Annotated in this window: 19 protein-coding genes and 1 tRNA gene; 6 read left to right on the top strand and 14 right to left on the bottom strand. The window is 62.1% G+C overall.

Annotated elements, in window-relative coordinates:
* Positions 1–68: 68 nt before the first annotated feature.
* Positions 69–1,691 carry an ABC-F family ATP-binding cassette domain-containing protein gene (locus DFO46_RS03680; RefSeq protein WP_120278124.1) on the top strand — a complete coding sequence of 541 codons (1,623 nt, stop codon included), beginning with the start codon at positions 69–71 and terminating at the stop codon, positions 1,689–1,691.
* Between the two features lie 489 nt (positions 1,692–2,180).
* On the opposite strand, the gene DFO46_RS03690 is transcribed toward DFO46_RS03680, so the two are convergent.
* Together DFO46_RS03690 and DFO46_RS03695 are read right to left on the bottom strand one after the other, a co-directional pair.
* Positions 2,181–2,621, bottom strand: a complete 441-nt coding sequence (locus DFO46_RS03690) for a hypothetical protein (RefSeq protein ID WP_120276366.1) — start codon at positions 2,619–2,621, stop codon at positions 2,181–2,183.
* A 259-nt stretch (positions 2,622–2,880) separates the two neighbouring features.
* A tRNA-Arg gene (locus tag DFO46_RS03695) sits at positions 2,881–2,957 on the bottom strand.
* 397 nt (positions 2,958–3,354) lie between these two features.
* Between DFO46_RS03695 and DFO46_RS03700 the strand changes: the two genes are divergently transcribed.
* Positions 3,355–3,762: a MarR family transcriptional regulator gene (locus DFO46_RS03700; protein ID WP_110792211.1), complete on the top strand. Its 408-nt coding sequence runs from the start codon at positions 3,355–3,357 to the stop codon at positions 3,760–3,762.
* Between the two features lie 21 nt (positions 3,763–3,783).
* Here DFO46_RS03700 and DFO46_RS03705 read toward each other — a convergent pair whose 3' ends face one another.
* The 4 genes from DFO46_RS03705 to DFO46_RS03720 all read right to left on the bottom strand — a co-directional run bounded on the left by DFO46_RS03705 (position 3,784) and on the right by DFO46_RS03720 (position 7,592).
* Entirely contained in the window at positions 3,784–4,233 is a 450-nt protein-coding gene (locus tag DFO46_RS03705; protein WP_120276367.1) for a hypothetical protein, read from the bottom strand.
* A gap of 160 nt (positions 4,234–4,393) precedes the next feature.
* Positions 4,394–5,218, bottom strand: a complete 825-nt coding sequence (locus tag DFO46_RS03710) for a transglutaminase family protein (protein WP_120276368.1) — start codon at positions 5,216–5,218, stop codon at positions 4,394–4,396.
* Between the two features lie 15 nt (positions 5,219–5,233).
* Positions 5,234–6,175, bottom strand: a complete 942-nt coding sequence (locus tag DFO46_RS03715) for an alpha-E domain-containing protein (RefSeq protein ID WP_120278125.1) — start codon at positions 6,173–6,175, stop codon at positions 5,234–5,236.
* Positions 6,176–6,182: 7 nt separating this feature from the next.
* Positions 6,183–7,592, bottom strand: a complete 1,410-nt coding sequence (locus tag DFO46_RS03720) for a circularly permuted type 2 ATP-grasp protein (protein ID WP_120276369.1) — start codon at positions 7,590–7,592, stop codon at positions 6,183–6,185.
* A 390-nt stretch (positions 7,593–7,982) separates the two neighbouring features.
* Here DFO46_RS03720 and DFO46_RS03725 point away from each other — a divergent pair, with 390 nt between their 5' ends.
* The gene (locus DFO46_RS03725; protein ID WP_120278126.1) at positions 7,983–8,867 is read left to right on the top strand and encodes a DMT family transporter; all 885 of its coding nucleotides are present in this window, start codon (positions 7,983–7,985) and stop codon (positions 8,865–8,867) included.
* Positions 8,868–8,962: 95 nt separating this feature from the next.
* On the opposite strand, the gene DFO46_RS03730 is transcribed toward DFO46_RS03725, so the two are convergent.
* The 4 genes from DFO46_RS03730 to DFO46_RS03745 all read right to left on the bottom strand — a co-directional run bounded on the left by DFO46_RS03730 (position 8,963) and on the right by DFO46_RS03745 (position 13,104).
* Positions 8,963–10,387: a DEAD/DEAH box helicase gene (locus DFO46_RS03730; RefSeq protein ID WP_110791967.1), complete on the bottom strand. Its 1,425-nt coding sequence runs from the start codon at positions 10,385–10,387 to the stop codon at positions 8,963–8,965.
* A gap of 325 nt (positions 10,388–10,712) precedes the next feature.
* Positions 10,713–12,086, bottom strand: coding sequence for a HAMP domain-containing sensor histidine kinase (locus DFO46_RS03735; protein WP_120276370.1), 1,374 nt, complete (start codon positions 12,084–12,086; stop codon positions 10,713–10,715).
* Positions 12,083–12,748, bottom strand: a complete 666-nt coding sequence (locus DFO46_RS03740; RefSeq protein WP_120276371.1) for a response regulator transcription factor — start codon at positions 12,746–12,748, stop codon at positions 12,083–12,085. Before DFO46_RS03740 ends, DFO46_RS03735 begins: the two co-directional genes overlap by 4 nt.
* The gene (locus DFO46_RS03745; protein WP_120276372.1) at positions 12,748–13,104 is read right to left on the bottom strand and encodes a PepSY domain-containing protein; all 357 of its coding nucleotides are present in this window, start codon (positions 13,102–13,104) and stop codon (positions 12,748–12,750) included. Before DFO46_RS03745 ends, DFO46_RS03740 begins: the two co-directional genes overlap by 1 nt.
* Before the next feature lie 133 nt (positions 13,105–13,237).
* Between DFO46_RS03745 and DFO46_RS03750 the strand changes: the two genes are divergently transcribed.
* Together DFO46_RS03750 and DFO46_RS03755 are read left to right on the top strand one after the other, a co-directional pair.
* Positions 13,238–13,504 carry a PepSY domain-containing protein gene (locus DFO46_RS03750; protein WP_120276373.1) on the top strand — a complete coding sequence of 89 codons (267 nt, stop codon included), beginning with the start codon at positions 13,238–13,240 and terminating at the stop codon, positions 13,502–13,504.
* Entirely contained in the window at positions 13,504–14,079 is a 576-nt protein-coding gene (locus tag DFO46_RS03755; protein WP_110791976.1) for a cytochrome b/b6 domain-containing protein, read from the top strand. Before DFO46_RS03750 ends, DFO46_RS03755 begins: the two co-directional genes overlap by 1 nt.
* 18 nt (positions 14,080–14,097) lie before the next feature.
* Here the strand turns inward: DFO46_RS03755 and DFO46_RS03760 are convergent, their stop codons facing one another.
* The 3 genes from DFO46_RS03760 to DFO46_RS03770 are packed head-to-tail and all read right to left on the bottom strand — an operon-like array spanning position 14,098 to position 15,818.
* Positions 14,098–14,400 (bottom strand): DUF1905 domain-containing protein, encoded by a 303-nt coding sequence (locus tag DFO46_RS03760; protein ID WP_120276374.1) that lies wholly within the window; start codon positions 14,398–14,400, stop codon positions 14,098–14,100.
* Positions 14,397–15,512 (bottom strand): DNA alkylation repair protein, encoded by a 1,116-nt coding sequence (locus DFO46_RS03765; RefSeq protein ID WP_120276375.1) that lies wholly within the window; start codon positions 15,510–15,512, stop codon positions 14,397–14,399. The genes DFO46_RS03760 and DFO46_RS03765 overlap by 4 nt, the downstream gene beginning before the upstream one ends.
* Positions 15,513–15,518: 6 nt before the next feature.
* Positions 15,519–15,818, bottom strand: a complete 300-nt coding sequence (locus DFO46_RS03770) for a hypothetical protein (RefSeq protein WP_120276376.1) — start codon at positions 15,816–15,818, stop codon at positions 15,519–15,521.
* A gap of 85 nt (positions 15,819–15,903) precedes the next feature.
* Between DFO46_RS03770 and DFO46_RS03775 the strand changes: the two genes are divergently transcribed.
* Positions 15,904–16,581, top strand: coding sequence for a YafY family protein (locus tag DFO46_RS03775; RefSeq protein WP_120276377.1), 678 nt, complete (start codon positions 15,904–15,906; stop codon positions 16,579–16,581).
* Between the two features lie 4 nt (positions 16,582–16,585).
* Here DFO46_RS03775 and DFO46_RS03780 read toward each other — a convergent pair whose 3' ends face one another.
* The gene (locus tag DFO46_RS03780; protein WP_120276378.1) at positions 16,586–18,172 is read right to left on the bottom strand and encodes a trimethylamine methyltransferase family protein; all 1,587 of its coding nucleotides are present in this window, start codon (positions 18,170–18,172) and stop codon (positions 16,586–16,588) included.
* Positions 18,173–18,200 lie beyond the last annotated feature (28 nt).

Below are 18,200 nucleotides of genomic sequence, written 5' to 3' on the forward strand. Positions count from 1 at the left end.
AAAAAATCGGGGACAGATGGATGCCAGCATGCCATAAGGGCGCCGATTTCCAGCAGGCGCCCTTGTCCATGATCCGTATCGAAAACATCTCGAAGCAGCTCAGCCACCGCATCCTCTTCATCGAGGCGTCGGCCGCCCTCAATCGCGGCGAAAAGATCGGCCTCGTCGGCCCGAACGGCGCGGGCAAGACCTCGCTCTTCCGGATGATCATCGGCCATGAGCAGCCGGACGAGGGGCAGGTCTCGGTCGATAAGGGGGTTACCATCGGCTATTTCAGCCAGGATGTCGGCGACATGGCCGGCCGTCCGGCCGTGGCCGAAGTGATGGATGGGGCCGGGCCTGTCAGTGAAGTCGCCGCCGAGCTGCGCGACCTCGAAGCCGCCATGGTCGATCCGGACCGAATGGACGAGATGGACGCGATCATCGAACGCTATGGCGAGGTCCAGGCGCGTTACGAGGAGCTCGACGGCTACGGGCTGGAGGGCAGGGCGCGTGAAGTGCTGGCCGGTCTCTCCTTCTCGGAAGCCATGATGGACGGCGATGTCGGCGCGCTCTCGGGCGGCTGGAAGATGCGCGTGGCGCTTGCCCGCATTCTTCTGATGCGCCCCGACGTGATGCTGCTCGACGAACCGTCGAACCATCTCGATCTCGAAAGCCTGATCTGGCTCGAGCAGTTCCTGAAGACCTATGACGGTGCGCTGCTGATGACCTCGCATGACCGCGAGTTCATGAACCGCATCGTCACCAAGATCATCGAGATCGACGCCGGCCTGCTCAACAGCTATTCTGGCGACTACGAATTCTACGAGGGCCAGCGGGCGCAGAACGAGAAGCAGCAGCAGGCGCAGTTCGAGCGGCAGCAGGCGATGCTCGCCAAGGAAATCAAGTTCATCGAACGTTTCAAGGCGCGTGCCAGCCACGCCTCCCAGGTGCAGAGCCGGGTGAAGAAGCTGGAAAAGATCGACCGGGTCGAGCCGCCGAAGCGCCGCCAGGTCGTCGCCTTCGAATTCCAGCCGGCGCCGCGCTCCGGCGAAGATGTGGTCGCGGTCAAGAATGTCTCCAAGCGTTATGGCGACAAGGTGATCTATGACGGTTTCGACTTCATGGTTCGCCGCCGCGAACGCTGGTGCATCATGGGCATCAACGGCGCCGGCAAGTCGACGCTGCTGAAGCTGGTGGCCGGCGATTCGAAGCCGGACGAAGGCACCGTTTCGATCGGCGCCAGCGTCAAGATGGGGTACTTCGCCCAGCATGCGATGGATGTGCTCGACGGCGAGATGACCATCTTCGAGATGCTGGAAACGACCTTTCCGCGCGCAGGCCAGGCGCCGCTTCGGGCACTTGCCGGCTGCTTCGGCTTTTCCGGCGACGATATCGACAAGCGCATCCGGGTGCTCTCGGGCGGCGAGAAAGCGCGCCTCGTCATGGCGATCATGCTGTTCGACCCGCCGAACCTGCTCGTGCTCGACGAGCCGACCAACCACCTCGACCTCGACACCAAGGAAATGCTGATCAAGGCGCTGTCGCAATACGAGGGCACCATGCTCTTCGTCAGCCACGACCGCCATTTTCTCGCGGCGCTGTCGAACCGGGTGCTGGAGATCACGCCGGAAGGCGTGTTCCAGTATGGCGGTGGTTATACGGAGTATGTCGAGCGGACAGGGCAGGAGGCGCCGGGCTTGAGGGGGTGAAACTCAAGGACGAGGACGGACGCCGCAATGCGGCGTTCGCCGAAGCCTTTATGTGACTGCGGGCAAACGCACTCTCTGTCGCCTGGGTTTCAATTTTTCAGATGATGGTACGCCTTGAGTTGCATAGAGGCGAACTCAGGAGATTTGGCGGTCGCCTACCTCAAGTTATCTCGCAGAACGCAGGACTGCACCTCGTTCATTGTGGACGATCTGGCAACGCAAGTTTTGAACTCGTCATATCCCTCGGCCATTTTTACAGCCTTCTTGACGTAGTCCTTGTGGTCTGAAGAGCACATGAACCCATTGTAGTCGCAAGTGTAGGCGTTGAAGCACTGGGCATCTTGAGGAACGACTTTGTCGAAGATTCCCAAGCACGCTGGCCTGTCGCCGCCTCGACAGCTGAAGGATTGAGCCGCTGAGATTGCTGGAATTAGCATAACCGCTGCGCCGGCCAGTGCCACTATTCTCATGGAGTCTCCCGGATTGAGGTTATGCAGAAGGCATAGCGTAGTTAACTGGAAGAGATGTGGAGCGCTGGTCGAAGACGCCTCCGCATTTTGGGCAAACCGATTTTCCTGGGACGAGCGCGATTTCCACCATTATTTGGCTACCGTCCGACCTTTCACAGACGGGACAAAAGGCGCGATACAGTGGCTTACCCTCTGCATCTAGGCCGAACGAATAACCGTTAATTTCTACAGTCGGCTTAATCTTTGAGGCTACCTGCCGTAAGCGCGTGATTTCTGCGTCCCGTTCTTGCAGGGCCGACTGTGCATCCGCAAGAGCCATTTTGACGTCTGCCATTTTCCCGTAAAGGTCTGCCAGCTGAAGTTTCGCTTCCGCCCCCTTTAGGTCGCTATCCAGGTCCCGCAGGCGCTTCACGATGTCTAATGCATGCCCTGCAGCCGCTAGGCCAGAAATGAGATCCATTTTCCGCTCCACATGATATGCGGTTACAGTTGTTTCACATCCAATTCGGTAATCATAGCGCGAAATCACTCGACAGTAGCTTGTCGCATCGTCTTGATTTTCATTCTGCGAGAGCTGCTTCCGAGTCATCTGCCGCTTTACGGATTGGTGCTCGTCCGAGGGCGCCACGCGCACGATCGTTCCGTCAATTCCAACCTGCGCGAATACGTAATGCTCAGTCAGTTATGAGCGAGGTGTTCGACCTAATTCTCTGAAAAAATGGCGCACCCGACAGGATTCGAACCTGTGACCTTTGGAATCGGAATCCAACACTCTATCCAGCTGAGCTACGGGTGCTTCCGACGGGCGAATTTGACTCGACCGTTCCGAAAGCGGTCATAGCGCAGTCGGCGATTGCCTTCAATCGCAAAAAGCGGCTGCCGGCGCCTTTCTCCATGCGGGGCGTGGCGGCGGGTGGAAATGGCCGTTCATCGCTCAGTTGTGATACTTTCAACCCCTGATTATTAAGGGGTTCGGCATCCAAAATGCGCAATTTCTGCGCAAGAACTGCGATTTCGCGCGTGACGGGTGGTCTTCCCGTCTTGTGGTGTCACTTTTTACCGCTAAGATCACGGGGGATAGGGGTGGCCGCCGGGGAGCGGGGGCACCAGGGGCAACGAACAATGGCGAAAAAATGCCGGAATTAATGAATGGCGAGTTCACGGGGACGCACAGCAAATTGGACTTCTCCGTCATGGAGGATGCTGTCGGCTACCGGTTGAGGCGGGCGCAACTGGCGGTCTTCCAGCATTTCAACGAAGCCTTTTCTTCCAAGGGATTGCGGCCGACGGATTTTGCGGTGCTGTTGCTGCTGACCCGCAATGAGGGGGCAAAGCAGAGCGAAGTGGCCGAGGCGCTGGGCATCCAGCGGGCGAATTTCGTGGCGATCGTCGACGGTCTGGAGAACAAGGGCTTCATCGAACGGCGCAAGTCGGAAACCGATCGCCGCGTGCAGTCTCTGTATATGACGCCGGCCGGGGCCGACTATCTGCAGGAGCTGATGCCGATCTGGAACGATCACGAGCAATGGGTGCTCGACCAGCTCGGCGGCGTCGGCGAACGCAACCATGTCAACCAGCTGCTCAGGCGCCTGTACGACTGAGCCATCGGGACGTCCGTTCGATCACAGCCGGCAGCGCAACAGGGCCTCGTCAACCAGGAGATTGGCGATCTTCATGCGTGTGGTCGCCTGATCGCGGAAATCCGGGTGAATGCGGTCGGGGTGATTGAGCCGTGCAAAGGCACGGCGCCTTTCCTGCAGCGTGTCACGGTCGTCACTGGGCGTGATCTTTAGGTCTGCGGCGATGTCCTCGATCGACAGGCGGTCCAGCCAATCCGGTTTTTCCGGTTTCAGTGGCGCCTGCGGTGCAGGCTCGTCGTCCCCCATCAGGAAGAGATAGGCCTCGCGCCGACGGTCATCATCCTCAGGTGTCGCCGACACGCGTTCGGGCGCATAACTTGCGCCGAGGCCGTCGATGCGAAATCGCGGCTCGACGGTTTCCACGTCTTCTTGCGTCTCTTCCTCGGCAAGCCGGTCGACGACGGACTGGAACAGGGATTTGCCAAACAGCATCGGTGGCCTTTGTCACGCAGCCGGCAGTGTCGGGCGCGGCGTTGGGGTTCAGCCTGATACTTTACCATGCCGGGATGGCGCCGGGCTTGCGCGCCGGCACGCATGACACATTTGCGCCAACCGTGCAGGGTGCGTGCGGTCGATGCGGCTGTCCTTCGGCTCAGCTCTGCGACTGGCTCTGGCTTTGCGCGCTGTCTTCGACCACGACCTTGACGGCGAGATCTTCGGCGGCGACCCCCATGCGAAGCCCGGAGACGGGGGCGGCATCGGTGTAGCTGAGGCCCGTTGCGATGCGGACATAACGGGTGTCCGGGCAATGATTGTTGGCAGCGTCGAAGCCGACCCAGCCGAGACCCGGAAGATGGACTTCCGCCCAGGCATGGGTTGCCGTCTGCTCGATCCGGTCGTCCATCATCAGATAACCGGAGACATAACGGGCCGGAAGGTTCATCAGCCGGGCGGCGGCGATGAAGATATGGGCGTGGTCCTGGCAGACGCCGCGGCCTGCCTCGAGTGCCTGTTCGGCTGTCGTCTCGGTGCCGGTGGTGCCGGTCTCATAGACGACGGCGGCATGCAGCTTGCCCATCAGGTCGTGCATCTTGGCCAGTTCGTTGTCGCCCGACAGGCTGCGCATCAGTTCGCGGGTCAGCTTGCCGGGCTTGGTCAGCGGCGTGTCGCGCAGGTAGAGCCAGAGCGGAACGTAACCCAGATGCGGCCCAAAGACCCCGGCGCGGTCTTGCGTGTCGACCTCGCCGCTGGCGACGATATGCACGCTGCGGCTCGGCCCTTCGGTGGAGACGAGATGGGTGTGGTTGCCGAACTGGTCGTTGAAGCCCGCCTCCACCTTGGCGCCGTCGACGGCGATGTTCCAGGCGGTCACGGTCTGGCCCGGGCTGCTGCAGGGCGTCAGCCGCAGGCGCTGCAGCGAATACTGCACCGGGTCGTCATAACGATACTCGGTGGTGTGGGTGATGCGCAAACGCATGGGATCCATTCCTGCTCAGCTGTAGAACCGGTAACCCTCGGTGATCTCATTGCCCAGCTTGTTGTTGCTGGCGATGAAACCGTCGAGGAATTCGTGCAGTCCCTGGTCCATGATCGTGCCGATGGTGGTCGACTTCAGTGTCTTGACGACAGCGTCGGCCGTCTCATGGGCCGGCAGCCTGTGGTCGTAGTCCTTGGCGAGATAACCGAGGTTGGAGGTGATCTTCTCGTAACAATAGGCAAGCGAGCGCGGCATCTGCCCATTGAGGATCAGGAAGTCGGCGATGTTCGCGGCCTTGTATTCGCCGTCATAGACCCAGCGATAGGAGCGATGGGCCGAAACCGAGCGCAGGATCGATTCCCACTGCATGTTGTCGAGCGAGGAGCCGACATGGGTGATCGCCGGCAGAAGCACGTAATATTTCACGTCGAGGATGCGGCTGGTGTTGTCGGCACGCTCGATGAAGGTGCCGATGCGGGCGAAGTTGTAGATCTCGTTTCTGAGCATCGAGCCGTGGAAGGCGCCGCGGATCAGGCCGGCGCGACGCTTCACCGTGTCGATGACTTCCGGAAGGTCTGCCGATTTCAGCTTGCGAGCGAGCATCTGCTTGAGCTCGATCCAGCATTCGTTGGTCGCTTCCCAGGTCTCGCGGGTGAGCGCCGTGCGCACCATGCGGGCATTGTTGCGGCCGGCGTCGATGCAGGACATGACACTCGACGGATTGGCCGGATCGCGCAGCAGGAAATCGATGGCGTCGGACGCCGTCACCTTGCCGTGGCGTTCGGCAAAGAGCGGGCGCACATCGGCGCTGTTCAGCACCGCATCCCAATCGTCGTCCGAGGCGCCTGAGCGGGTGAGCGACATCCTGAGGCCCGCATCGACGAGGCGGGCGATGTTCTCGGCCCTTTCGATGTAGCGGAACATCCAAAAGAGGCCGTTGGCAGTTCTTCCGAGCATGACCATGTCAGTCCTCCAATACCCAGGTGTCCTTGGTGCCGCCGCCCTGGCTGGAATTGACCACGAGCGAACCCTGTTTCAGGGCCACGCGGGTCAGACCGCCGGGGATGATCTGCACCTTGTCGGAGACGAGGACATAAGGACGGAGGTCGACGTGGCGCGGCGCGATCCCCTTGTTGACGAGGATCGGCACCGTCGACAGCGACAGGGTCGGCTGGGCGATGTAGTTCGAGGGCCGCGCCTTCAGCTTTTCGGCGAAATCCGCGCGTTCCTTCTTCGAGGCAGTCGGGCCAACCAGCATGCCATAGCCGCCGGAGCCGTGGACTTCCTTGACCACCAGCTCTTCCAGGTGTTCGAGTACGTATTTCAGGCTGTCGGCTTCCGAACAGCGCCAGGTCGGCACGTTCTCCAGAAGCGCCTTGCGGCCTGTGTAGAATTCGACGATCTCCGGCATGTAGGAGTAGATCGCCTTGTCGTCCGAGATGCCGGTGCCCGGCGCATTGGCGATGGTGATGTTGCCGGCGCGGTAGACATCCATGATGCCGGGCACGCCGAGACAGCTGTCCGGACGGAAGGTCAAGGGATCGAGGAAGTCGTCGTCGACGCGACGATAGAGCACGTCGATCGCCTCGTAGCCACGCGTGGTCCGCATCTTCACCTTGCCGTCGATGACGCGCAGGTCCGAACCTTCGACGAGTTCGACGCCCATCATGTCGGCGAGGAAGGAGTGCTCGTAATAGGCGGAATTGTAGATGCCGGGGGTCAAGACCGCGACGCGCGGCTTGCCCTTGCAGCCGGGAGGGGCAAGCGAAGCGAGCGACTGGCGCAGCAGATAGGGATAATCCTCGACGCGCTGCACCTTGTTGAGCTGGAAGAGCTCGGGGAACATCTGCATCATGGTTTCCCGGTTCTCCAGCATGTAGGAGACGCCGGAGGGTGTGCGGGCATTGTCTTCGAGAACGTAGAACTGGTCCTCGCCGGTGCGCACGATGTCGGTACCGACGATGTGGGTATAGACGCCGCCGGGCGGGCGGAAGCCGATCATCTCAGGCAGGAAAGCGACGTTCTTCTCGATCAGTTCGCGCGGGATGCGGCCGGCCTTGATGATTTCCTGCTTGTGATAGATGTCGTCGAGAAAGGCATTGAGGGCGAGCACGCGCTGTTCGATGCCGAGAGCGAGTTTTCGCCATTCGCGACCGGAGATGATGCGCGGGATGATGTCGAAGGGGATGAGCTTTTCCGAGGAGTCCTCATGGCCATACACAGCAAAGGTGATGCCGGTCTTGCGGAAGATGTTCTCCGCGTCCCTGGACTTTGCCAGGAGCCTTGCGGGGTCCTGACTGGAGTACCAGTCGTGGTAGTTCTGGTAGGGTGCACGCGGCGTGTTGTCCGCAGTAATCATTTCATCAAATGCCAATGGCGCCGTCCCCTTTTTTTGTCATTTGAATACAACCATTTTGGCAATGCAAGCGGCCTCAGTGGCAGCAGGCGATTATTCTGAGAGGCGCATTTCCGCCTCGAATTTCGGCAAAAGCGCAATTTTTGCGCGATTTAGCGCTTGCGCATGCCGAAGATGCATGGCGTTTGCCGTTGAATTCGGCGAAGTGGCCGATCCCAGGGCCATGATGTCCGTTTCGCTTGCTTAAAATTTAACCATCGATCTCCTGCGAAAATTTTTCGGCTCCACTGCCTCAGTGAAATTGATTGCGGTTTGCAGCAGAACTGTTTTGACCTTGGCACCATGCCGCATTAACGAGCGAGCAAAGCAAACGGTCCGTTTGCCACTCCTAATCTTGCGGTGACTGCGATGACCCTTGCCCGTCTTGCCCCGATTCTGTTCGTCCTTCTCTGGTCGACGGGCTGGATCTCCGCGAAATACGGCGCGCATTTCGCCGATCCGCTGACCTTTCTCGTCGTGCGCTACGGGGTGGCAGTCGTGCTGTTCTTCATCCTCTGTCGGGTGAGCGGGGTTTCCTGGCCGAAACATCGCAGCGGCTGGCTGCATGCGATCGTGTCGGGCATCTTCCTGCACGGGCTCTATCTCGGCATGGTGTGGTGGGCGATCGGGCAGGGGGTTCCGGCGGCTCTGTCGGGCATCATTGCCGGTCTGCAGCCGCTGATGACCGGTGTTGCCGCCGCCGCTTTGATCGGCGAGGATTTGAGCGTCACCCAGCGTATCGGCCTGTTCGTCGGTTTTGTCGGGATTGCCATTGCCGTGCTGCCGAATGTCGTCGTCATCGATGCGGAGACGATCCCCGTCTATGCGGTGGCGATCAACGTGCTTGCCATGGCCTGCGTGACGGCAGGCACGATCTATCAGAAGCGCTATCTGAAGGAGGGGGATCTGCGGGCTGTCGCGACACTGCAATATGTCGGCGCGCTGCTGATCACGGTGCCCGCTGCCTTCCTGCTGGAGGATATGCATGTCGACTGGAGTTTCGGCTTCTTTGCAACGCTTGCCTGGTCGGTGCTCGGCATCTCGATGGGGGCGATCGCGCTGCTGCTCTATCTGATCCGCAAGGGAGACGTGTCCAAGGCAGCTTCGCTGATTTACCTCGTCCCGCCGCTGGCCGCCGTCGAGGCCGCGATTGCCTTTGGCGAACATCTGACAATCCCGATGATCGTCGGCACCTGCGTCGTCGTGCTCGGGGTATATTTGACCAACCGCAAGCCGGCCGTGCCGCCGGTCTGAGCGTCCCGCCAGAGACATGTCCCATCCCTGATCCTGAAACGAAAATGGCGCGACCGAAGCCGCGCCATTCTTTCAATGCTTTACGCTAAAAAGCCTCAGGCTTCGCGACGGCGTCCGCCGGCAGTCCCGGAGCGGGCCGGGCGTGCCTGGCCATTGCCGCTGCGGTTCTGGCCGTTGCCATTGGCCGAGCGGTTCGCGCCATTGCCGTTGCCGCCGCCATTGCCACCCTTGCGGTGACCGGACTTCGCCGGACGGCCATCAGCCTTGGCGCCGCCTTCGGACTTGCCACGGCCCTGGCCCTGGTGATTGCGGTTGTTGCCGCCAGCACCTGCACCACCGCCGCCGCCGCGACGCTGCGGACGTGCCGGGCGTGCGAGGTTTGCCGGCGGTTCGCCAGAGGCGACCGGGATCTCGATGCTCATCAGCTTTTCGATGTCGCGCAGCAGGCGACCTTCGTCGGGACCGCAGAAGGCGATCGCGATGCCGTCACGGCCAGCGCGGGCCGTACGGCCGATGCGGTGGACGTATGCATCAGGCACTTCCGGCAGGTCGTAGTTGAAGACGTGGGAGACGGCTGGGATGTCGATGCCGCGGGCGGCAACGTCGGTGGCGATCAGCGTCTTGATCTCGCCGTCACGGAAACCCTTGAGTGCCCGCTCGCGCTGGCCCTGGCTCTTGTTGCCGTGGATGGAGGCGACCGAGTAGCCGGTGGCGTCGAGGTGCTTCATCAGCTTTTCCGCGCCATGCTTGGTGCGCAGGAAGACGATGGAGCGGCCATCCGGATTGTCGTTGAGGATCTTCTTGAGCATTTCCGTCTTGGCGTTCTGGCCGGCGACGAAATGCACGTGCTGTTCGACCTTGTCGGCGGCCTTGCCCGGAGGCGTGACCGCGACCTTGATCGGGTCGGTCAGGAAGCTCGAAGCGAGATCGGCGATCGACGACGGCATGGTGGCCGAGAAGAGCAGGGTCTGGCGCTTCGGCGGGACCATCTTCGAGATCTTGCGCAGGTCGTGAATGAAGCCGAGGTCCAGCATCTGGTCAGCTTCGTCGAGAACGAGGTAACGCACGGCGCGCAGCGAGATCGCGTTGCGGGCAATCAGGTCGAGCAAGCGGCCAGGGGTCGCGACGAGGATGTCGGTACCCTTTTCGAGCTGCAGCTGCTGCTTGCCGATGGAGGCGCCACCGACGACCTGGTTGATCTTCAGCGGCAGGCGGCGCAGGTAGCTGCGCAGGTTGTCGCCGATCTGGTTCACCAGTTCGCGGGTCGGGGCGAGGATGAGAGCACGGGTGGTGCGGTTGTCAGGGCGCTTCTCGTCCTTGAGAAGCATCTCGATCATCGGCAGGCCGAAAGCGGCCGTTTTGCCGGTGCCGGTCTGGGCAAGACCGATCAGGTCGCGGCCGCCGAGAACGACGGGGATGCCCTTTTCCTGGATGGGAGTGGGGGTCGCGAAACCAAGAGCAGTCAGGGTTGCGACGATATTCTCGGAGAGGCCAAGCTCAGCGAAAGTTGTCAAAGTCATACCTTTCGGGGCGCCAAATGCACAAACCCCGGAACGCGTTCTTCGCGAGCCGGTTGGCATTGGCGTCAAGAACCCCGCGTGATTTGGGAACTTGTAAGTTGGAAAAAAGCTTTCCAAGCGCATCGGCGGAATGTCCGCCTTGATGTCATGCGCTTTATCCTTCGTCGCGTCTCAGATGTCGCTGGGCACGCTCACGCGGCGGCCGGAAGGTAAAAGCTGACCTGCAAATGGGCCTGTTCGCGACAGAAGTCAAGATTTCTTTTGCACTGCGAAAGGAAGGAGGTGCCAGACACCTCCCGTCCGGGGGCCGGATTTGCTTCCCATTTCAGCCGTTTGACCGGGCCTGCGGGGGGGCGAAGCGCAATGTGACGCGCAGGCCCGAGATGTCGCCATTCTCGATTTTGACGTCGATGCCATAGACCTCGGCAATGTCGCTGACGATGGAAAGCCCAATGCCGGTGCCGGCGATGCGGGTATCCAGGCGCACGCCACGCTCGGTCATGCGCTTTAAGTCCGCCTCGCCGACGCCAGGGCCGTCATCGGCGACAATCAGCGTCACGCCGGCGGGGGAGGCGCTGGCTTGGATATCGATCCGGCTCCTTGCCCATTTGACGGCGTTTTCGGTGATATTGCCAATCAGTTCCTGCAGGTCGCTCGGATCGACGCTGAGGTTCAGCGCATCCGGAACGTCGATGGTCCAGGCCAGACGTTCACCGTCAGGCGTGCGTTTCAGCGTGCGCACGATCATCGCGACGCATGTTCCGAGATCGGCATCGGCGCTGCGCAGGCTGGCGGTGGCGGCAATCCGGCTGCGGGCGAGTTCGCGGTCGACATGGTTGCGCATGACGCCGGCCAGATGCGCGAGTTCGGCGCCGATCTCGGTCTCGCCGCGCTCCTTGAGCGTTTCCGCGTCATTGGCGAGCACGGTAAGCGGGGTCTTCAGGCCATGGGCAAGGTCGGCCGAGCGGGCACGGGCGCGGGCAATCAGCGCGTCCTGGTCGTCGAGCAGGCGGTTCATCGCGTCGACCATCGGCTTCAACTCGCCGGGCAGGGGGCCGGTGAGACGGGTCGCCTTGCGGGCGCGGATGCGCTCCAGACCGTCTCCAATGGCGGAGAGCGGTTTCAGGCCAAAGGTGAGCTGCGCCAGGGAGGCGGCGACGAGAAAGGCGGCGAGGGCCAGAAGATAAGGGATGATGTCGGCGACAAAGGCCTGCCGCGCTTCGGTCACCGTGGCCGTGTCGATTGCAACGGCGAGGCGCAGCGGTCTTTCCCCATCCGGCGCCTTGGCGATGACCTTGCGCTCCTGCACGAGCAGGGTTTCGCCATCGGGGCCGGGCAGGTCGTAGCGGTGGACCGTGCCGGTCTCCTGCGGATCATCAGGCAGGGAGAGCGTGTAGTCCCAGAGCGATGGCGAGCGCAGCTGGGTGCCACGCTTGTCGTCGGTCATCTGCCAGTAAAGGCCGCCATAGGGGGTGGAAAAACGGATGTCGGTCGGGCGATCGGGCAGGCGGACCGTAGCGTCAGGGGCGAATTCGATCTGGCCGGCGATGTTGTTGAGATGGTCGGTCAGTTCCTGGTCGAGACGGTGCTCGATGCTGCGGGTGAAGAGTTCGACGAAGACGAAGGCCGCGAGCGACAGAGCCGCGGTGACGCTGAACAGTGAGACCAGGACGAAGCGGGTGCGGATCGACTGGATCACGTGTCGGGGCCGCCCATCCTGTAGCCGAAGCCCCGCCGGGTGGTGATCGCATCGCGCCCGAGCTTGCGGCGCAGGCGCCCGATCAGGACTTCGACCGAGTTGCTGTCGCGTTCAAAGTCCTGGGCATAGAGCTGTTCCGTCAGTTCCGCCTGGGAGACATGGCGGTCGGCATTCATCGCCAGATGGCTCAGGCAGCGATATTCGAGCGGGGTCATGTCGACCGGCAGGCCGGCAAGGCTGACCGACTTGTTGCGGGTGTCGATGGCGATGTCGCCGAATTCCAGCACCGGGCTTGCCTGGCCGGCGGTCCGGCGGATGATGGCCCGCAGCCGGGCGAGCAGTTCCGCCATCTGGAAGGGTTTGGGCAGATAGTCGTCGGCGCCGGCATCGATACCTTCGACCCGCTCCTGCCAGTTTCCGCGCGCGGTGAGCACGAGGACCGGCATGCGCCGGCCGGCATTGCGCCAGCGCTTGAGCACGGCAAGGCCATCCATGCCGGGCAGGCCGAGATCGAGCACGACGGCGGCGAAATCCTCTTCGTCGCCTGTAAACCAGCCGGCCTCGCCATCGGTCTCATGCACGACGACATAGCCGTCCCGCTCCAGATGGGTGGTCACGTCGCGCGCGATGCGCGGGTCGTCTTCGATCAAAAGAATGCGCATCAGTCGTTCTCGATCTCGCGGATCTCGCCAGAGCCGGCATCGACCTCCACCTCGACGAGCCGACCATCGGCCCGCAGCACGCGAAACTCGTAGAGGTCCAGGCCATGCTCCTGTTCGACGCGAGCCGAGACGATGTCGCCCGGAACTCTGGAGAGAACGGTGCGGCGCAGTTCCGCCAGCGATTTGATCCGGCCGCTCGCCACGCCGTCCCGGACTTCGTCATGGGCGCTTTCGTGCGCATCTTCATCCGCCTTGGCCGGCATGCCGGCCGGGACCGCGGCGACAAGGCCGATCAGGGCACAGGTGGCGAGGCGGACCGCAAGACGGGAAAAGGATGGGCGCGGGATCGGGATCATCCCTCTTTCTTATCATCAGAAAGCTGAAATTTCGCTGACAATCGACGTCAGGTAACGCTCAGCCCGTGTCTCATAAGTTCTGTTCAACGACGCAAGGCAATCCCGCCCCGTCGTCTTTACGAGGACACCTCCTATGAAAAAGCTCATTGCTCTCTCGCTCATCACCTTCGCCTCCTTTGCCGGCTTTGCCCAGGCCGAAGACGAAAGCACCAAGTGCGACGCGCCGAAGGACACGTGGATGACTGAAGAGGCCATGAAGGCGAAGGCCACCGACATGGGCTACGACGTGCGCCAGGTGAAGGTCGAAGACGGCTGCTACGAAGTCTACGGCATCAAGGACGGCAAGAAGGTCGAAGCGATCTTCAACCCTGCCACCGGCGAACAGGTTGGAGCCGAGTGATGGCAAACGCCGAGCACAGCGTGCCCGGCAACCTGCAGTCCGGCCGCCGCGCGCGGCCGGCCCTGGTTGCGGTCTGGGACCCCTTCGTGCGCCTGTTTCACTGGGCGCTGGTCGGCTTCTTCGCCTTTTCCTTCCTGACTGGTGACGAATGGAAGGATGCGCATATCATCTCCGGCTATGTGATCGGGGCGCTCATCACCTTCCGGGTTCTCTGGGGCCTGATCGGGACCGAGCATGCCCGCTTTTCCAGCTTCGTCTACAGCCCGCTCACCGTGTTGCGGTTTCTGGCGGATACAGCCGCGATGCGGGCCAAGCGCTATATCGGCCACAATCCGGCCGGCGGGGCCATGGTGATCGCCCTGCTTGTGATGATCGCCGGTATCGTGACCACGGGCTATATGATGACCACCGATGCCTATTGGGGCATCGAATGGGTCGAGGATACGCATAAGGTTCTGGTCTATGCGACGCTCGGCCTGATCGGCATGCATATCGCCGGCGTGGTTCTCGCGAGCCTCGAGCACAAGGAGAACCTGGTGCGGGCGATGATCACCGGCAAGAAGCGCGCGGAGTGATGTCCTGGCAGCGGTGCATCATAGATCGAGATGGAGGGTGACCTTGATCAGGTCACCCTCCCCAATGTTTTCGCTGTGGCGCAGGCTGGCTTTCAGCGGCAGGAGATAACTGTCGCGGCGCTTGTCGGGAAACAGCGAGGTCTTGACATCGCTGGCGCCGATCCGTGCCCTGACGGCGATTGCGCCGAGGGCAGTGGCGCGGCCGAAGAAGCGGACTTCCGATGCGGCATCCACCGGCAGGAAGACGCCATGCCAGCCGCCGGGACCATTGAAGCGGATCACCTCGGCCTCGAACCGGATCTCATGGCCGGGCTCGCTCATGCCGTTTCTTTCCCCCCGAGATCGAGGTGAAAATCTTGCCTTGCGACGGAGGCGCCGTTCAACAGGATCTCCAGCCCGTGCCGGCCAGTGTGATAGACACGGGTGGTGATCGGGCGAAGCGGGTGGCGCCTCTCCATGGTGACCCTTTCGCCGGCCGCCAATACAAGGCTCTTGCCCTTGAAGACTTTGGGCGTGAGCGAGCCATCCTTCTTCTGATGGTGGATCGCGTAGTCGATCAGCACGGTCCGGGTCGATGCTCCGGTATTGGCCAGGTGGATGCGGAAGCCGAGTTCGCCCGGAAAGGGGATGCGGTCGCTCGCCAGATCCAGCGCGACGGACACGTCCGACACCGGTTCATAGCCGAAATTGGCAAGCGCCTTGACGTGCCCCTTCTTCACCAGGGTGCGCGAGGCATGTTTTAGAAGCCAGAGCCGGTTTTTCGAGGCGCCGGCCCGATGGCGCTCGACGAAATCGGCGACGAGATCCGCGTGATCCTTGGCGATGTCGTTGAGGCTGTTGGCGACCGAACGGCGGACGTAATCTTCCTCGTCATCGATCAAGGCTTCGAGGATAGGCAGGATGGGGGCGGGATCCTGCACCAGTCTCGGCAGGCGCATGGCCCAGGGCAGGCGGGGGCGGGTGCCTTCGCTGGCAAGGCGCCGGACATGATGGTTCGGGTCGGTCACCCAGCCTGAAATGATCGCGAGAGCCTTTTCCTGTTGGTCGGAGATGAAGGTGCGAATGCCGAATTCGGCGGTGAAATGCGGCGTGAGCGTCTTCAAGAGCGCAAGGGCGGTCTCGACGTGGCCCCGACCATGGGCCGCGATATACTGGTTGAACGAGAGCAACGCCCATCCGCTCAGCCCCGTTCTATCCGGTGCCGGCAGGCAGTCCTGCAGGATCGCCGCCGCCGCCTCGAAATCGTCCGGCAGATGGCGGTGCAGCGCGTCGGCGATGCACTGGCCGCGTTGCATGAGCTCGAGTGCGTCCAGTGCCGGCAGGATGTCGGCGAGGAAAGCGCTGCTGTCGAAGGCCCCCCAGGCCCGCGCCACGGCATCGGCCGTATCGCGGGCCGTGTGTGGGCCGATCAAATGTTTCAGGGCTTCGGCCATCGATGCTCAGATCGTCCCTTGCGTCTCGAAGTGCTGCATCAGGGTAACACCCGTGATTGCCGCCATGTAGGGGGCAAAGGCGGGATCGGTCTGGACCTTCATCGCTGCCGCATCGGCGCTGGCCTTGTCGGTCCATTCAACGAGATCGGCGATCATGTCGCCCTGTTCCAGAGCGTTGAGGGCGCGCCAGCGGACGAAACCTGGATAATGGCGCACGGCCTGCATCGCCGCGCGGCGGGCCTCGACTGCGGCCGGCTTGTTGGCGACGGTGCAAATGGCGAGTTCGAGAATGGTGTTTTCGGTCATTCGGCTCCTCCGTGGGGTGATGATGCTTGACCTAACACGGCCCAACTGACAACCTTCTGGCCATAACCTTCATTGAGTCCTTTCCATGCGCCCTGCGGACCGCCTTTTCCGGATCATCCAGCTGATGCGCTCCACCGGTCGCGCCATGACGGCGGCCGAAATTGCCGAGAAAATGGAGGTGGCGCCGCGCACCATTTATCGCGACATGGACCATCTGATCGCTTCGGGTGCACCGATCGAGGGCGAGCGCGGCGTCGGCTACATGCTGCGCGAGGCCTTCGATGCGCCGCCGCTGACCTTTACCTTCGAACAGCTGGAGGCGCTGGCGTTTGGGCTGCGGGCCGTCGAAATGCTGGGTGACCCGAGGCTTGGCCAGGCGGCGCGGGAGGCCAGGGAGAAGATGCTCGGCATGTTGCCGATGGAACACGCCGAACGGCTGATTTCGGCGCCGATCCATGCCTTCCGTTCATCCGTGCAGCCTGAGGTGCCGGCCTGTCTGGGCGATGTGCGTTCGGCGCTTTCGTCAAAACGCAAGGTCTGGATCGCCTATCACTCGCTGCCCGGCGAGCGCAGCCAGCGCATCGTCTGGCCGCTCGGTCTTTCCGTCTTCGGCGCGATCTGGGTGATGACCGCCTGGTGCGAGATGCGAGACGGCTTTCGCGATTTCCGCCTCGACCGGGTGGAGGACTGGAAGGTGATGGGCGACCGGTTCGAGCCTGAACCGCACCAGACCTATCAGTCCTACTTGAAGCAGTTGGCCTGACGCCTCAGAAATCCGTCGCAACCCCGCCTTCGGCCTTACGTTTCGCGACGAAGGCGTCGAGCTCTTCCTCGACGGCCGGATCGATCGGCGGGCGCTCGTACGAGGCCAGCTTTTCCTTGAAGACCCGGTTGGCGTGGTCGTAGGTGGTCGGGCGGCCCGCTTCCGTCCAGGTCTCGAAATTGCGCCAGTCCGAGAGGATCGGCGAGTAGAAGGCGGTCTCGTAGCGGGCGAGCGTGTGTGCCGTGCCGAAGAAATGGCCACCGGGGCCGACTTCGCGCACCGCGTCGAGCGCCAGCGCATCCTGGCTGACATCGAGCGGTGTCAGGAATTCGGCGACCATCTGCAGCATGTCGACGTCGAGGATGAATTTTTCGAAGGAGGCGGTCAGGCCGCCTTCCGTCCAGCCGGCGGAATGCATGATGAAATTGCCACCGCCCTGGGTCAGCGCCCAGAGCGAGAAGGCGGATTCGTAGGCTGCCTGGGCGTCCAGCGTATTGGCGGCATTGGTGTTGGACGTGCGGTAGGGGAAACCGTAGCGGCGGGCGAGTTGGCCGCCGACGATGACGGCCTTCATGTATTCCGGCGTGCCGAAGGCGGGCGCTCCCGTCTTCATGTCGACATTCGAGGTGAAGCCGCCATAGACAACAGGCGCGCCGCGTTTGACCATCTGGGTGAATGCGATGCCGCAGAGCGCTTCGGCATTTTGCTGGACGACGGCGCCGGCGATGGTGACGGGGGCCATGGCGCCGGCGAGCGTGAAAGGTGTCATCACGACGACTTGGCCGCGCGACGACATTTCGATGATGCCTTGAAGCATCGGGCCATCGAGGCGCAGCGGCGAAGACGAATTGATGATGGTGAAGAGCGAGGGCTCGCTCTCCATCTGCTCCATCGAGATACCCCGACCGATGCGGGCGATCTCGATGGCGTCGAGATTGCGCTGCTTGCCGAGCGAATAGCAATGGAAGACCTTGTCGGTCAGCTTCACCATGTCGGACAGGCAGTCGAGGTGGCGGACCGAGGCGTGGATGTCGATCGGCTCGACCGGATAGCCGCCGGTCGTATGGATCACGTCGTAACACTGGGCGAGCTTCACGAGCTTGCGGAAGTCTTCCTGATTGCCGGCGCGGCGGCCACCCTCGCGGTCAGCGACGAAGGGGGCAGAGGCGATCTGGGCGAAGACGAGGTTGTTGCCGCCCATCTTGACGTTGCGCTCGGGATTGCGGGCAAACATCTGGAATTCACGCGGCACCGAGGCGACCATATCCATGATCAGATTGCGATCGAAACGAACACGGTCCGAACCTTCGGTGACGTCAGCGCCATGCGCCTTCATGATCGCGCGCGCCTCCGGCAGCATGATGTCCATGCCGATCTCTTCGAGAACGGTCAGAGAGGCCTCATGGATATCGTCGAGGGCGGAGGGGTCGAGCAGCTCGGTCTTGGTCAGGCGGTTGACGAGATTGCGATACTTGCCGGCAGCACCCGTGCGGGAGCGATCGCCGCCGCGTCCACCAGTGCGCCTGCGGCGCTCGCCGCCTGGGGATTGGGGTTCAGTCTCGGACAAGGCGGATGTCGTAATGTCGCTCATGGTCGATCCATTGTGTCAATCTCGACAT

The organism is Rhizobium sp. AG855, from assembly GCF_003610655.1.
Taxonomy (GTDB): domain Bacteria; phylum Pseudomonadota; class Alphaproteobacteria; order Rhizobiales; family Rhizobiaceae; genus Allorhizobium; species Allorhizobium wuzhouense.